At 61.5% G+C, this 12,663-nt stretch carries 15 protein-coding genes and 1 pseudogene; 9 read left to right on the top strand and 7 right to left on the bottom strand.

Annotated features, from left to right (window positions below; translation table 11 throughout):
* Positions 1-11 precede the first annotated feature (11 nt).
* Together NKI21_RS07095 and hemF are read right to left on the bottom strand one after the other, a co-directional pair.
* A complete protein-coding gene (locus NKI21_RS07095; protein ID WP_023809849.1) occupies positions 12-272 on the bottom strand; it encodes a DUF1344 domain-containing protein in 261 nt (86 codons plus the stop codon).
* 311 nt (positions 273-583) lie between these two features.
* Positions 584-1,498, bottom strand: a complete 915-nt coding sequence (gene hemF / locus NKI21_RS07090) for an oxygen-dependent coproporphyrinogen oxidase (RefSeq protein WP_023809848.1) — start codon at positions 1,496-1,498, stop codon at positions 584-586.
* A gap of 167 nt (positions 1,499-1,665) precedes the next feature.
* Between hemF and NKI21_RS07085 the strand changes: the two genes are divergently transcribed.
* The gene (locus tag NKI21_RS07085; protein ID WP_013529975.1) at positions 1,666-1,923 is read left to right on the top strand and encodes a hypothetical protein; all 258 of its coding nucleotides are present in this window, start codon (positions 1,666-1,668) and stop codon (positions 1,921-1,923) included.
* Here the strand turns inward: NKI21_RS07085 and soxR are convergent.
* Together soxR and NKI21_RS07075 are read right to left on the bottom strand one after the other, a co-directional pair.
* Entirely contained in the window at positions 1,920-2,381 is a 462-nt protein-coding gene (soxR, locus tag NKI21_RS07080; protein WP_023809847.1) for a redox-sensitive transcriptional activator SoxR, read from the bottom strand. The genes NKI21_RS07085 and soxR overlap by 4 nt on opposite strands.
* A 161-nt stretch (positions 2,382-2,542) precedes the next feature.
* Positions 2,543-3,001 carry a tRNA (cytidine(34)-2'-O)-methyltransferase gene (locus NKI21_RS07075; RefSeq protein ID WP_023809846.1) on the bottom strand — a complete coding sequence of 153 codons (459 nt, stop codon included), beginning with the start codon at positions 2,999-3,001 and terminating at the stop codon, positions 2,543-2,545.
* 464 nt (positions 3,002-3,465) lie between these two features.
* Here NKI21_RS07075 and NKI21_RS07070 point away from each other — a divergent pair, with 464 nt between their 5' ends.
* Genes NKI21_RS07070 through NKI21_RS07050 form a run of 5 tightly spaced genes read left to right on the top strand, consistent with a single transcriptional unit; the run spans position 3,466 to position 8,479 of the window.
* The gene (locus NKI21_RS07070; RefSeq protein WP_352440371.1) at positions 3,466-3,861 is read left to right on the top strand and encodes a hypothetical protein; all 396 of its coding nucleotides are present in this window, start codon (positions 3,466-3,468) and stop codon (positions 3,859-3,861) included.
* Positions 3,862-3,890: 29 nt separating this feature from the next.
* On the top strand, positions 3,891-5,777 hold the full coding sequence (locus tag NKI21_RS07065) for an ABC transporter ATP-binding protein (RefSeq protein ID WP_352440372.1): 1,887 nt from the start codon (positions 3,891-3,893) through the stop codon (positions 5,775-5,777).
* Between the two features lie 10 nt (positions 5,778-5,787).
* Positions 5,788-7,671 (top strand): ABC transporter ATP-binding protein, encoded by a 1,884-nt coding sequence (locus tag NKI21_RS07060; protein ID WP_352440373.1) that lies wholly within the window; start codon positions 5,788-5,790, stop codon positions 7,669-7,671.
* Between the two features lie 3 nt (positions 7,672-7,674).
* On the top strand, positions 7,675-8,166 hold the full coding sequence (locus tag NKI21_RS07055) for a GNAT family N-acetyltransferase (RefSeq protein ID WP_023809842.1): 492 nt from the start codon (positions 7,675-7,677) through the stop codon (positions 8,164-8,166).
* A gap of 1 nt (position 8,167) precedes the next feature.
* The gene (locus NKI21_RS07050; RefSeq protein WP_023809841.1) at positions 8,168-8,479 is read left to right on the top strand and encodes a DUF6665 family protein; all 312 of its coding nucleotides are present in this window, start codon (positions 8,168-8,170) and stop codon (positions 8,477-8,479) included.
* A 62-nt stretch (positions 8,480-8,541) separates the two neighbouring features.
* Here NKI21_RS07050 and NKI21_RS07045 read toward each other — a convergent pair.
* The 3 genes and pseudogenes from NKI21_RS07045 to NKI21_RS07035 all read right to left on the bottom strand — a co-directional run bounded on the left by NKI21_RS07045 (position 8,542) and on the right by NKI21_RS07035 (position 9,585).
* Positions 8,542-8,887 (bottom strand): annotated as a pseudogene (locus NKI21_RS07045) (cupin domain-containing protein).
* Positions 8,888-9,310: a type II toxin-antitoxin system VapC family toxin gene (locus tag NKI21_RS07040; RefSeq protein WP_023809840.1), complete on the bottom strand. Its 423-nt coding sequence runs from the start codon at positions 9,308-9,310 to the stop codon at positions 8,888-8,890.
* Positions 9,310-9,585, bottom strand: a complete 276-nt coding sequence (locus NKI21_RS07035) for a type II toxin-antitoxin system Phd/YefM family antitoxin (protein ID WP_031212730.1) — start codon at positions 9,583-9,585, stop codon at positions 9,310-9,312. Before NKI21_RS07035 ends, NKI21_RS07040 begins: the two co-directional genes overlap by 1 nt.
* Positions 9,586-9,845: 260 nt before the next feature.
* On the opposite strand from NKI21_RS07035, the gene petA reads away from it, so the two are divergent.
* Genes petA through NKI21_RS07020 form a run of 3 tightly spaced genes read left to right on the top strand, consistent with a single transcriptional unit; the run spans position 9,846 to position 12,625 of the window.
* Positions 9,846-10,406, top strand: a complete 561-nt coding sequence (petA, locus tag NKI21_RS07030; RefSeq protein ID WP_023809838.1) for a ubiquinol-cytochrome c reductase iron-sulfur subunit — start codon at positions 9,846-9,848, stop codon at positions 10,404-10,406.
* A 16-nt stretch (positions 10,407-10,422) separates the two neighbouring features.
* Positions 10,423-11,724, top strand: coding sequence for a cytochrome b (locus tag NKI21_RS07025; protein WP_013529985.1), 1,302 nt, complete (start codon positions 10,423-10,425; stop codon positions 11,722-11,724).
* Between the two features lie 28 nt (positions 11,725-11,752).
* Positions 11,753-12,625 carry a cytochrome c1 gene (locus NKI21_RS07020; RefSeq protein WP_023809837.1) on the top strand — a complete coding sequence of 291 codons (873 nt, stop codon included), beginning with the start codon at positions 11,753-11,755 and terminating at the stop codon, positions 12,623-12,625.
* Positions 12,626-12,663: the final 38 nt, after the last annotated feature.

The raw sequence follows: 12,663 nt of genomic DNA, 5'->3' as shown, positions 1-12,663 counted from the left end.
CGGGCAAGCCATCATTTTGCGACCTTGACGGCCTCGGCGACCTTGTTCTTGCCCTTCATATCCCATGAGACGCGGACCTTTTCACCGACCGTCAGGCCAGGATCCTTGAAGGTTTTGGGAAGCGTAAAAGACGATCCATCATCGAGGACCAGGCTCATGGCCGTCGTGTCAAAGGTCTTGATCGTTCCGGTGGTGTGCTTGACGGCGGCGAATGCCACTGAACCGGAAGCGAGAAGGGCAGCGGCGGCAGCCGAAACAATGATCTTGCGCATTGCGAAGTACTCCTGGAAAGGCGGGTATCTTTTTGACGAAGATGTCCCGCATCGTCTTGGGCCGTCCGGTCGCGTCGGGTCGCGGCTCGCTTTGTCTTGACGCAATTCCCGTCGGAAAGCCGTTTCGCACTTTCCTGGAATTGCGCGCAGGCGAGCCGCCGGCGCTTCCCGACCCGGCGCCACAAATAGACTAGTCTTTTCAACAGCCTATTAGACGGAAAAGAAATTTTTCGCCGCACCGTGTGCCACATTCCATGCCCATTTCGAGCGAATGGGACATCAATGCGGCTCACGCCGGGCTCACCATTTTGTTACGGCCAGCGGACCTCGGGTGGCAGGCTGGAAAGGATGGACGCGACATTGCCGCCGGTCTTCAGTCCGAAGATGGTGCCGCGATCGTGAAGCAGATTGAATTCGACATAGCGGCCGCGGCGGATGAGCTGTTCGTCGCGGTCGCCATCGGTCCAGTTCTCGTTGAAGTTGGCGCGCACGAGGTGGCCGTAGACGACGAGAAAAGAGCGGCCGACATCCTGGACGAAGTTGAAATCGGCATTCCAGCCGCCTTTGTCCTCGCCCGAATGCAGCCAGTCGAAGAAGATGCCGCCGGTGCCGCGCGGCTCGTTGCGGTGCGACAGATAGAAATACTCGTCGCACCAGGCCTTGTATTTCGGGTAATCGGCGACGTCGGCGTTCTTCTCGCAAGCGAATTGCATGGCGCGGTGGAAGGCGACCGTGTCGGGGTCGTCCTGCGTGCGGCGGCTGTCGAGCACCGGCGTTAGATCGGCGCCGCCGCCGAACCATTGGCGAGATGTGACCACCATGCGCGTGTTCATGTGCACGGCCGGAACGTTTGGGTTCCAGGGATGCGCGATCAGCGAAATGCCAGATGCCCAAAAGCGCGGGTCTTCCTCGGCGCCCGGCATCTGCTTCCTGAATTCGGGTGAGAACTCGCCGTGGACGGTCGAGGTGTGGACGCCGACCTTTTCGAAGACGCGGCCGTGCATCATCGACATGGTGCCGCCGCCGCCGCGCCCCTCGTCACGTTCCCATGGCGTCTTTTCGAAGCGGCCGGGCGACCACGAGGCCAGCGGCCCGCCAAGATCCTGCTCGATCTGCTCGAAGGTGGCGCAGATGCGTTCGCGCAGCGCCTCGAACCACAGCCTTGCCTTCATCTTCTTCTGTTCGATGTCGGCGGGCAGGCCTGCCGGTATTTCTGGTCGTTCCAAGTGCCGTCTCCGGTTGGGGCGGCGAGTCCCACAAATGACTCGTCTTTTGCCGGCGCGATCCCTAATCTCTTAAGGGCAAGGGTCAAGTCACTTTGGTTTTGCGCATGATCCTTTCCGAAACTCGATTCCGATTTCGGGGTCATGCGCCAGGTGCAAGGAGTTGTTTCGTGCGCACCCCGGCAAGACCGCCGCTGGATGGCCTGAAGAAAAGGCTCGACCAAAGCCGTGCCGAGCGTGTTCGTATGCCGCGCGACGGTTTCCTGCGCGAGACCTTCGTGCTGCCGCGCTCCGATGCGCGGCTCAAGGCCAAGGAATGGTTCGAGCGCTTTCCCAAGCAGGCCTACTGGACCGAGATCGAAAGCTGGTTCGAGCGGCCGGGCGACTTGATTGAGTTCACCATCAGGCGGTTGCCTGCGGCTGACTAGGATGTCCTCGAGAGAGGCGGAGCAACCAGCCTTCTTGCCCCTGTCCCCTCGCGCGCCAGCCGGTCGCCCTTGTTACGCAGCGGGCATTTGTCGATCGACATGCAGCCGCAGCCGATGCAGTCGGTCAGCCCGTCGCGCAGTTTCTTCAACTGGGCGATCTTGTGATCGAGCCCGTCGCGCCAGGCGGTCGACAAAAGGTTCCAGTCATCGCGCGTCGGCGTGCGGCCTTCTGGCAGCGATGCCAGGGCTTCACCGATCTCGGCCAGCGAAATGCCGACCTCCTGCGCCACCTTGATGATCGCCACGCGCCGCAGCACGTCACGGCCGTAGCGGCGCTGATTTCCCGCCGTGCGGTGGCTGCGGATCAGGCCGCGGGCCTCATAGAAATGCAATGCCGACACCGCCACACCGCTGCGCATGGCGACCTGGCCGACCGTTAATTCCGTTATCGGTGCCATTCCTGATTTTCCCGCTTGACCTCAAGTTAAGCTGAGCTTGTAGCGAAGAAACCCGGGGTCTGCAAACGAAGGAGAAGGCGATGTGTGCCTGGGTAAGAATGAGTGGAGAAACCACTGTCGTCGGCGGCGGCAAGCATGGTGTTGTCGATGGGTTGCGGATCCTATCCGAGTTGCCGGATGGCTTCGCCCGCCGCCATGGCGACCGAAAGCGCGACATTGATGCTGCGCGCCGTGCCCTGCATGGGGATGGTCAGCCGCGCATCCGCCGCCTGATGGACAGGATCCGGCACGCCTGCGGATTCGCGACCGAACAGCAGAATGTCGCCTTCGGCGAAGGTGAAGTCGGTGTAGGCCGTCGTGGCTTTGGTCGACAGCAGCACCAGCCGGTGCGAACCAGCCTTGCGCCGTTCCTCGAAGGCGTGCCAGTCGACATGCCGGGTCAGGGCAGCCATTTCGAGGTAGTCCATGCCGGCTCGTTTGAGCGCTTTGTCGGAGAGCGGAAATCCGGCCGGTTCGATGATGTCGACGCCAAGTCCGAGGCAAGCGGCGAAGCGCAGGATTGTCCCGGTGTTGCCGGCGATATCCGGCTGGTAGAGCGCGATGCGGAGACGACAGTTCATTTCCGCGTCTTTCTAATAAGTGGCAAATCGGCCACAGCGGGCTCGCGGTTTTGGAAATTGCTGGACCTGCGGGTGGCCATTTTCTGCGAAGTCGGGTATGTCAGCTCCATTGTCAACCCGAACCGATGGAGGGGTAATTCATGATGACCATGCACATCCAGCGCCCCTCTCGTGGGCTTACCTGCCTGCCGGCGGTTTCGGTACGACGATTCTCCTGACTCTCTAAGACTTGATCGCACCGATTCCCGCCGAAACGATTTTTCGGCTCTCGAAGGAATCCTGCGATGTTTTTCAAAAAGTCAAAAGGGCTAAACGCCCCAACTGAAGCTGTCCGGACCGATGCTTATCGTGCCCCGACCGATGCTTATCGTGTCCAGACCGACGCAATGCGTGCCTCCGGCCGAATGCCGGCGGACGATGTTGCTTCGCCTTTTTATCTCTATTTTCACACGGAGGACGGACCGATGTTCGATCCCTACAGAATACCCGGCTCAAGGAGCCTGCATATTCACCGACTGCCGACCTGGGCGCTGCTGATCGGCGACACCTATTCGTCGGCGGTTCACGCCGAGGTTCGCCGCCGGCCGCATCGCGGCATGCTGCCGGATGTCGATTTTTCGCGCGCGGTTCCCGATCCGAGCCGCCCGTCGCTGGTGCGCCGGATCATCCGGCTGGTCAGGCCGGGCGCGAAAAATCGGGCTGGCGGCACCGTGTCGTCAGGATCGGCTGGCGCAGCTGTCGGCGAAAAGCCCGCGAGCCCCTATATTGCACGAGGGATGGCCGACGGTCCGGGTGATTCTGGACCGTCGGCCCTTGATGCCATGGGTACCGGGGATTTCGTACGCTCACGTGCCGCGTAAGCGGCAAACACATTTCACAGGCATAACCTATGTTGTTGTTTAGCTGGTTTGAAAAAAGGCTCGATCCGTTCCCCGCAGCGGAACCGGTCGAGCCGCCCAAGACGCTGGTTGCCTTCTGCCTGCATTATACGCGCGGCGCATGGCCCTATATCCTTTTCGACGCGGTGCTGGTGACGGCCATCGCGATTGCCGAAGTATGGATGTTCGGCTTCCTCGGCCGCATCGTCGACTGGCTGTCGGGGCAGAATCGCGAAACCTTCCTGCAGACGGAAGCCTGGAAGCTCGCCGGCATGGCCTTCATCGTGCTGTTCGCGCTGCCGGGCACGGTATGGCTGCATTCGTTTCTCAACCAGCAGACGCTGATGGGCAATTATCCCATGCGCATCCGCTGGCAGGTGCACCGCTATCTGCTCAAGCAGTCGATGAGTTTCTACCAGGACGAGTTCGCCGGCCGCATCGCGACCAAGCTGATGCAGACGGCTCTCGCCGTGCGCGAATGCGTCATCAAGGTGATCGACGTCCTGAACTACGTTGTCGTCTATTTCCTCGGCATGCTGCTCATCGTCGGCTCGGCCGACTGGCGGCTGGCCGCGCCGCTCGGCGTCTGGCTGGTCGGCTATATCCTTTTGCTGCGGTTTTTCATTCCCCGGCTGGGCAAGGTTGGCGAGGAACAGGCCAATGCGCGCTCGATCATGACGGGCCGTGTCGTCGACAGCTACTCCAACATCCAGACGGTCAAGCTGTTCAGCCATGCACGCCGCGAAGCGTCATTCGCCAAAGACGGCATGTCCGGCTTTCTCGAAACGGTCTACCGGTCGATGCGGCTGGTGACAGTGCTTTTTGGCTCGCTTTACATCCTGAATGCATTGCTCCTGTTCTCTGTCACCGCGATGGCGTTGTGGCTGTGGCTGGGGCAAGCAGTGACGATCGGCGCGGTCGCCGTGGTCATCGGCCTTGTGCTCAGGATGTGGGGGATGTCGCAATGGATCATGTGGGAAATGTCGGGCCTGTTCGAGAACATCGGCACGGTGCAGGACGGCATCGCCTCGATCTCGCTGCCGCGCCTTGTCGAGGACAGGCCGGACGCGAAGGAGATCAGCGTTTCCAGGGGTGAGATCCGCTTCGAGGACATCCGCTTCCACTACGGCAAGCAGAAGGGGGTGATCGAAGGCCTGTCGCTGGCGGTGAAGCCGGGCGAAAAGGTCGGCATCGTCGGCCGTTCCGGCGCCGGCAAGTCGACGCTGGTCAACCTGTTGCTGCGCTTCTACGACCTCGAAGCCGGCCGGATTCTGATCGATGGCCAGGAGATCGCCGGTGTGAAGCAGGATTCGCTGCGTGCGCAGATCGGCATGGTCACGCAGGACACCTCGCTGCTGCATCGTTCGGTGCGCGAGAACATCCTCTATGGCCGGCCCGATGCCACCGACGAGATGCTTGTCGAGGCGGCGCGCCGCGCCGAGGCGCTGGACTTCATATCAGGGCTTTCGGATGCCAGCGGCCGCAAGGGCTTCGATGCCCATGTCGGGGACCGCGGCGTCAAATTGTCCGGCGGCCAGCGGCAACGCGTCGCCATTGCTCGCGTTATGTTGAAGGACGCACCTATACTTATCCTTGACGAAGCGACTTCGGCGCTTGATTCCGAAGCCGAGGCGGCGATCCAAGAGAATCTCTACAAGCTCATGCAAGGCAAAACCGTCATCGCCATAGCGCACCGGCTGTCGACCATCGCGGCGATGGACAGGCTGGTGGTGATGGACAAGGGTCGTGTCATCGAGGAAGGTTCGCACGAGGAACTCGTCGCCAAGGGCGGGCTCTACGCGCAGCTCTGGCAGCGCCAGTCGGGCGGGTTCCTGCTTGAGGACGGTCCCGCCGACGCCGCCAACGACGCACTTGCAAAGGGGCAAGCCGCAGAATGATGGCCGCCGCATGATGACAGCCGTCTATCGCTGGTTCGAGAACTGGGTCTATCCGTTCAGGGAGCCAGCGAATCTTCGGCCACCGACCAGCGTCGGCGGCTTTCTCTGGCACTATGTCGGCCAGGCGAAGTTCGCCTTCTTCGCCATGCTGGTCATCGGCGGCATCGCGCCGCTGGTCGAGGCCGGCCTGTTCTACTTCGTCGGGCGGCTGGTCGATATTCTCGACCAGCTTCCCGCCGAGCGCAGTTGGCACGCACTGTGGGCCGCCGCAGGCCCTGAACTGGTTTTCATGGCCGTGGTGGTGCTGGTCATCCGCACCGTCGTCGTCGGCCTTTCGGCGCTGGTCGACGAACAGACGATCACGCCCGGCTTCTACAATCTGGTGCGCTGGCAGGCGCACCGGCATGTCTCGCGCCAGTCCTACGCCTTCTTCCAGAACGATTTCGCCGGCCGCATCGCAACAAAGGTCTGGCAGGCGGGCCAGGCCACCGGCGACCTGATGGAAAGCTTCATCGAGGTCGTCTGGTTCATGATCGTCTATACGGTGACGACGCTGGCGCTGGTCGCAGGCCTCGATCTCAGGCTGGCGGTGCTGGTGGTGATCTGGATTTCCGCTTTCGCTTGGCTGGCCAAGCTCTATCTGCCGGCAATCCGCAAGCATGCCGAGGAAACAGCCGAGGCCGGCTCGATGATCACCGGCCGCATTGTCGATTCCTATTCCAACGTGCAGACGCTGAAACTGTTCTCGGCCGATGGCGACGACCGCTACATCAGGAACGGTTTCGACATCTACCTCGACGCATTGCGCCCGTTCACCCGCCGGCTGACCGGCGTGCGCATGGCGCTGACGACGCTGTCGGGCATCATGATCACGGCGATCGGCTGTTTTGCCGTCTATCTCTGGGTCGAGGGCTCGATCACCGTCGGCGCTGTCGCCTTCACCCTGTCGCTGGTGCTGCGGCTCAATATGCTGCTTGGCCGGCTGATGATGCAGCTCAACAGCATCTTGCGAAACCTCGGCGTGCTGGAGAACTCCAAGGCGCTGATTTCGCAGCCGCTCGGCCTCACGGATGCGCCCGACGCCAAGGAACTCGTGGTGGCAGGCGGGCGTATCGAGGTGAAGAACGTCGAGTTCCATTACGGCAAAGGTTTCGGCGTACTGAACGGCATCGACCTTGTCGTCAAGCCGGGCGAGAAGGTCGGGCTGGTCGGACCGTCTGGCGCGGGCAAGACGACCCTCGCCAATCTGATCCTGCGGCTCTACGATCTGGAGAGCGGGTCGATCACCATCGATGGCCAGGATGCCGCCAAAGTCACGCAAAATTCGCTGCGCGCCAATATCGGCGTCGTCAGCCAGGACACGGCGCTGTTCCACCGTTCGCTGCGCGACAACATCAAGCTCGGCATGCCTGACGCGACCGATGCGGAGGTGATCGCGGCGGCGAAAAAGGCCGAAGCGCACGAGTTCATCCTGACCTTGCGCGACAACAGGGACCGCGCCGGCTACGAGGCCTTTGTCGGCGAGCGCGGCGTCAAACTGTCGGGCGGCCAGCGCCAGCGCGTGGCGATCGCCCGTGTCTTCCTGAAGGACGCGCCGATCCTGATCCTCGACGAGGCGACCTCGGCGCTCGATTCGGATATCGAGGCGGCAATCCAGGAGAATCTGACGCGGCTGATGGAGAACAAGACGGTCATCGCCATCGCCCACCGGCTGTCGACGATCGCAGCACTCGACCGGCTGGTGGTGCTCGACGGCGGCCGCATCGTCGAGCAAGGCACGCATGACCAGCTGGTGGCGCTCGACGGGCTCTATGCGCGGCTGTGGAAGCGGCAGTCCGGCGGTTTTCTCTATCACGAGGACAGCGTGCTCGAAGAGACGCGGCCTGCGGAGTAGGGCATGGTTGGATCGGCAGAGGTAATTCCAGAGATCGGCCCCGGAGTGAGCTATGTGCTCAAGCGGCTCCGGCCAACCACGCCGGCCTTCGACGCGCTGAAGCAGGAAAGCCGGTTTGGGGGCTACTGGATGCTGGTGCGCCTGGCGGATGGCTGGGCTAGCGGCCGCAACAAGTTCTTGAAGCGCGGCGAGGCACTCTACGGAGCCTGGAATGGCCGGGAACTCGCCGGCGTGTGCGGGCTGAACATCGATCCCTATTTCGAGGCCAGGGGCCACGGCCGGGTCCGGCACCTGTTCGTCAGTGCGCGCCACCGTCGCAACGGTCTTGGCCGGATGCTGGTCGAGACCGTTATCGACAGGGCACGTCACCATTTCGCCGTGCTGAACACCCGCGCGCCGCAAGAAGCCTTCGGTTTCTACGAACGGCTTGGCTTTCAGCGCGTGGAAGGCGAAGAATTCGTCACACACCGCATGGTCTTCGGGAAAGGAAGCTGAAATGTCCTTGCGTCCGCCATCTCATCTAGCCGGCGCCTCGTCCGCGGAAGCCGCCTTCGACGCGCTCGGCCATGAAATATTGGCGGAAAAGGCGGCAGCACTTGGCCGCGCCGGCCAGCGGGTAGAGGAAACGTTGGCCAGGCTGCGCGACAATGCCGACGAGCAACTGCGCCCCCGGCTGCTCAAGGATGCCGCCGAGGCGGTGCATGGCTATTTCATCCAGCGCGAGCTGTGCGGCTTGCGCAAGCACGATACCGTCATTCGTGAATACAACATCCCGAAAGCGGTGCTGGCCAGGCTCGGCGCGAAATAACTCTCTTTTGTTGGACCATGATCTTATTCCGAAAACCGGTTCCCACTTTTCGGGATCATGGTCTACTCAAGCCATTCGGTGATGAAGCTGCCATTCTCGTGGATGTCGGTCGTCTCCAGCGGGCCTGGGCCGAGATTGGTGAATTTGTGCGGCGTATTGGGCGGCACGATCAGGATCTGGCCGGCGGATGCCTCGATCTCCTGGTCGCCGACGGTGAACAGGCCGGTGCCCTGGCGAATGATGAAGATCTCAGCGTAGGGATGTGTATGCAGGCGGGGCCGCCTCCGACGCCAGGCAGATAGTTGAAGATCAGGCAGGAGAGCCGTAGGCGCCACATTGCAATTCGCCCTTCCAATGGTCGGAGCGAACAGACCAGGTGTCGCGGTCTATGATTTGTGCCCTGGCTATCTAGCCCTTCGCGGGTATCCAGGGATTGAAAAGCTTCACCCCGGTGCCCTCAAAATCCTTGGTATTGCGTGTCACGACTGTCAAATTATTGACAAGCGCGCTGGCGGCAATGAGAGCATCGCGTTCCGGCTTAGGGTCAGGAACGTGGAGGTTTGCGCAACGCACGACAACGGCCGTGTCTATGCTCAGTATCCGGTCGTCGAACTGTGGAATTAGTATTTGATCCAACCACTCACGGTACATGGCGGCCTGGCGGGTGTCCTTCCTCGACAACAACAGTGTTCCGATTTCGAGTTCCAGGATCGAAATCACCGACATGAAAAAGCTGGCGACGTCGTGGGTCTCAGACCAGGCTAAAACGTTGCGATCGGCCTTGTCCCGACGACGCAGATTCGAAACGACATTGGTGTCGAGAATAAACATCAGTCGAGATCGGGAATCTTGAAAAACGGTCCTTCCAGGCGAGGTGGTTCCCAGTCGAAGTCTGCTTCGGGGCGATCGTCGGCAATCGCGTCCGCGAGGCTTCTCGGCTTCTTCTCCAACCGCTCGTATTCCTCCATCGAAATCAGCACATGGGAAGGCTTGCCGCGATCGGTGATGATAACCGGTCCGTTCCTGGCAGCCCGCTTCGCAAGCGCCGTGTCCTGGTTGAATTCACGGCTCGACATGATGGTGATCGTCTTCGTTGAGATGTTCATTTCAGCACCTCCGTCGAGTAGATGTAGACATATTGCTACATTTAGCCAAGCACGTCAAATTCATCGCTGTGCGGAACGCCCGCGACAATCTGCCCTTGTGCCTTCACCCGTCTGGACAAAAACGGGCTTCACGCATAAACCGAAGTCCAAATGCCGGAGGAATTCGCAAGCCTGTTCGCCATGCGCTGTCGGGTTGGCGTAATTGAGCGGGGAACAAGGCTCAGCCACCGGCACGGAAGAGGCGAAAGGATCAGGCACCCGTGAGCGCAACCGACACCCAGGATCCCAACCGTCGTGATTTTCTCTACGTCGCCACCGGCATGGCCGCAGTGGTCGGCGCGGGTGCTTTCGCGTGGCCGTTCATCGACCAGATGCGCCCCGATGCCTCGACGCTGGCGCTCGCTTCCGTCGAAGTCGACGTCGCCTCGCTGACGCCGGGCATGTCGCTGATCGTCAAGTGGCGCGGCAAGCCGGTCGTGGTCCGCAACCGCACCGAACAGGAAATGAAGGACGGCGAGGCTGTCAATCTCGCCGATCTCAAGGATCCGATCGCCCGCAACGCCAATCTGCCGTCCGATGCGCCGGCGACCGACGCCAATCGCACCACGCCCGGCAAGGAGGCCTGGATGGTGATGGTTCAGGTCTGCACGCATCTCGGCTGCATTCCGCTTGGCCAGGAAGGCGATTTCGGCGGCTGGTTCTGCCCGTGCCACGGTTCGCAATACGATACGGCCGGCCGCATCCGCAAAGGCCCGGCGCCTGAGAACATGGCGGTTCCGGTATTCAAGTTCATTTCCGATACCAAGATCCTTATCGGTTGAGGCAGGGGATATTTCGATGAGCGAGGGACACTCGACCTATACGCCCAAAACCGGTCTCGGACGCTGGTTCGACGCCCGCATGCCGCTGCCGCGGCTGGTCTATGACAGCTTCGTTGCCTATCCGGTGCCGCGCAACCTCAACTATGCGTGGACCTTTGGCGGCATCCTTTCGATCATGCTGGTGGCGCAGATCCTGACCGGCATCGTGCTGGCCATGCATTACACGGCTGACACCAATCTGGCCTTCGGCTCGGTCGAGAAGATCATGCGCGACGTGAATTCCGGCTGGCTGCTGCGCTACATGCATTCGAACGGCGCCTCGTTCTTCTTCGTCGCCGTCTACATCCACATCTTCCGTGGCCTCTATTACGGCTCCTACAAGGCGCCGCGCGAACTGCTCTGGATCCTCGGCTGCATCATCTATCTCCTGATGATGGCGACCGGTTTCATGGGCTACGTGCTGCCATGGGGCCAGATGAGCTTCTGGGGCGCCACCGTCATCACCGGCTTCTTCAGCGCCATTCCGCTGGTCGGCGACTGGATTCAGCAGCTGCTGCTCGGCGGCTTTGCCGTCGACAACCCGACGCTGAACCGTTTCTTTGCGCTGCACTATCTGTTGCCGTTCATGATTGCCGGCGTCGTCGTTTTGCACATCTGGGCGCTGCATGTCGTGGGCCAGTCGAACCCGACGGGTATCGAGGTCAAGTCGAAGACCGACACTGTCGCCTTCACCCCCTACGCGACCATCAAGGACGCGTTCGGCATGATCGTGTTCCTGTTCTTCTTCGCTTATTTCGTCTTCTACCTGCCGAACTATCTCGGCCATCCCGACAACTACATCGTCGCCAACCCGCTGAAGACGCCGGCCCACATCGTGCCCGAATGGTACTTCCTGCCGTTCTACGCGATCCTGCGCGCCATCACCTTCAATGTCGGGCCGATCAACTCCAAGCTCGGCGGCGTGCTGTGCATGTTCGGCGCCATCGTCATGTTGTTCCTGGTGCCGTGGCTCGACACTTCGAAGGTACGCTCGGCCGTTTACCGGCCCTGGTACAAGCTGTTCTTCTGGTTGTTCGTGGCCGATGCCATCCTGCTTGGCTGGCTGGGCTCGCAGCCGGCCGAAGGCAGCTATGTGTTCATGGCGCAGATGGCGACATTGTTCTACTTCGCCTTCTTCCTGATCGCGCTGCCGGTGCTCGGCCTGATCGAGACGCCGCGACGGCTGCCGAACTCGATCACCGAGGCGGTGCTCGAGAAGAACAAGGGCGGCAGCGGACATCCGGCGGGCGCTACGGCGGCTCCGGAAACCAAAGGCTGAGCGGGTAGAGAATCTAAGGGGATTTGGCATGAAAAAGATTCTCACCTCGCTGGCGCTGATCGGCCTCGTGGCGGTCGCCGCTGGGGCCGCGGGCACTCGGGCGATCGCCGCCGAAGAGGCACACAATGTGGCCAATCCGACGCATTTCCCGATCGACGAGCCAAAGGAAATGGACTGGAGTTTCACCGGCCCATTCGGCACTTACGACAAGGCGCAGTTGCAGCGCGGCCTCAAGGTCTACAAGGAAGTCTGCTCGGCCTGCCATTCGATGAACCTGGTGGCGTTCCGCACGCTGTCGGACCTCGGCTATTCCGATGCGCAGATCAAGACGCTGTCGGCCGAGTACACAATCCATGACGGCCCCAACGATGCCGGCGACATGTTCGACCGTCCCGGCAAGCCGTCCGACCATTTCCCGCCGCCCTTCGCCAATGAGGAAGCGGCTGCTGCTTCCAATGGCGGCGCTGCCCCGCCCGACATGTCGCTGCTGGCCAAGGCGCGCGGCGTCGAGCGCGGCTTTCCGCAATTCGTCTTCGACATCTTCACACAATACGATGCCGGCGGTCCCGACTATATCCACTCGCTGCTGACCGGCTACGACCAGACGCCGCCGGCCGGCATGGTGATCCCGGAAGGCACCCACTACAATCCGTACTTCATGTCCGGCGTGTCGCTGAAAATGCCCAAGCCGCTCTCCGACGGCCAGGTGACCTATGATGACGGTGCGCCGCAGACCGTCGACCAGTATTCCCGCGACGTCTCCGCCTTCCTGGCGTGGGCGGCCGAGCCGCATATGGAAGACCGCAAGAAGACCGGTTTTCGCGTTCTGGTGTTCCTGCTTTTGTTCGGCGCGCTGGTCTATCTCACCAAGCGCAAGGTGTGGGAAGGCGTGGCCCACTAGGCCATACAATCAAGTGATCGCGAAGGGCGCCGAGAGGC

This window comes from Mesorhizobium sp. M0715, from assembly GCF_040320355.1.
Classification (GTDB): domain Bacteria; phylum Pseudomonadota; class Alphaproteobacteria; order Rhizobiales; family Rhizobiaceae; genus Mesorhizobium.
The sequence above is the reverse complement of the archived record's forward strand: the minus strand, read 5'-3'. Positions and strand labels throughout refer to the sequence as shown.

What these genes read in the sequence shown, in the direction of transcription:
- NKI21_RS07095 (WP_023809849.1), bottom strand. Translation starts at nt 272, where the DNA reads ATGCGCAAGATCATTGTTTCGGCTGCCGCCGCTGCCCTTCTCGCTTCC.
- soxR (WP_023809847.1), bottom strand. Translation starts at nt 2,381, where the DNA reads ATGGCACCGATAACGGAATTAACGGTCGGCCAGGTCGCCATGCGCAGC.
- NKI21_RS07075 (WP_023809846.1), bottom strand. Translation starts at nt 3,001, where the DNA reads ATGAACTGTCGTCTCCGCATCGCGCTCTACCAGCCGGATATCGCCGGC.
- NKI21_RS07070 (WP_352440371.1), top strand. Translation starts at nt 3,466, where the DNA reads ATGTTCGATCCCTACAGAATACCCGGCTCAAGGAGCCTGCATATTCAC.
- NKI21_RS07065 (WP_352440372.1), top strand. Translation starts at nt 3,891, where the DNA reads ATGTTGTTGTTTAGCTGGTTTGAAAAAAGGCTCGATCCGTTCCCCGCA.
- NKI21_RS07060 (WP_352440373.1), top strand. Translation starts at nt 5,788, where the DNA reads ATGATGACAGCCGTCTATCGCTGGTTCGAGAACTGGGTCTATCCGTTC.
- NKI21_RS07055 (WP_023809842.1), top strand. Translation starts at nt 7,675, where the DNA reads ATGGTTGGATCGGCAGAGGTAATTCCAGAGATCGGCCCCGGAGTGAGC.
- NKI21_RS07050 (WP_023809841.1), top strand. Translation starts at nt 8,168, where the DNA reads ATGTCCTTGCGTCCGCCATCTCATCTAGCCGGCGCCTCGTCCGCGGAA.
- NKI21_RS07040 (WP_023809840.1), bottom strand. Translation starts at nt 9,310, where the DNA reads ATGTTTATTCTCGACACCAATGTCGTTTCGAATCTGCGTCGTCGGGAC.
- NKI21_RS07035 (WP_031212730.1), bottom strand. Translation starts at nt 9,585, where the DNA reads ATGAACATCTCAACGAAGACGATCACCATCATGTCGAGCCGTGAATTC.
- NKI21_RS07025 (WP_013529985.1), top strand. Translation starts at nt 10,423, where the DNA reads ATGAGCGAGGGACACTCGACCTATACGCCCAAAACCGGTCTCGGACGC.
- NKI21_RS07020 (WP_023809837.1), top strand. Translation starts at nt 11,753, where the DNA reads ATGAAAAAGATTCTCACCTCGCTGGCGCTGATCGGCCTCGTGGCGGTC.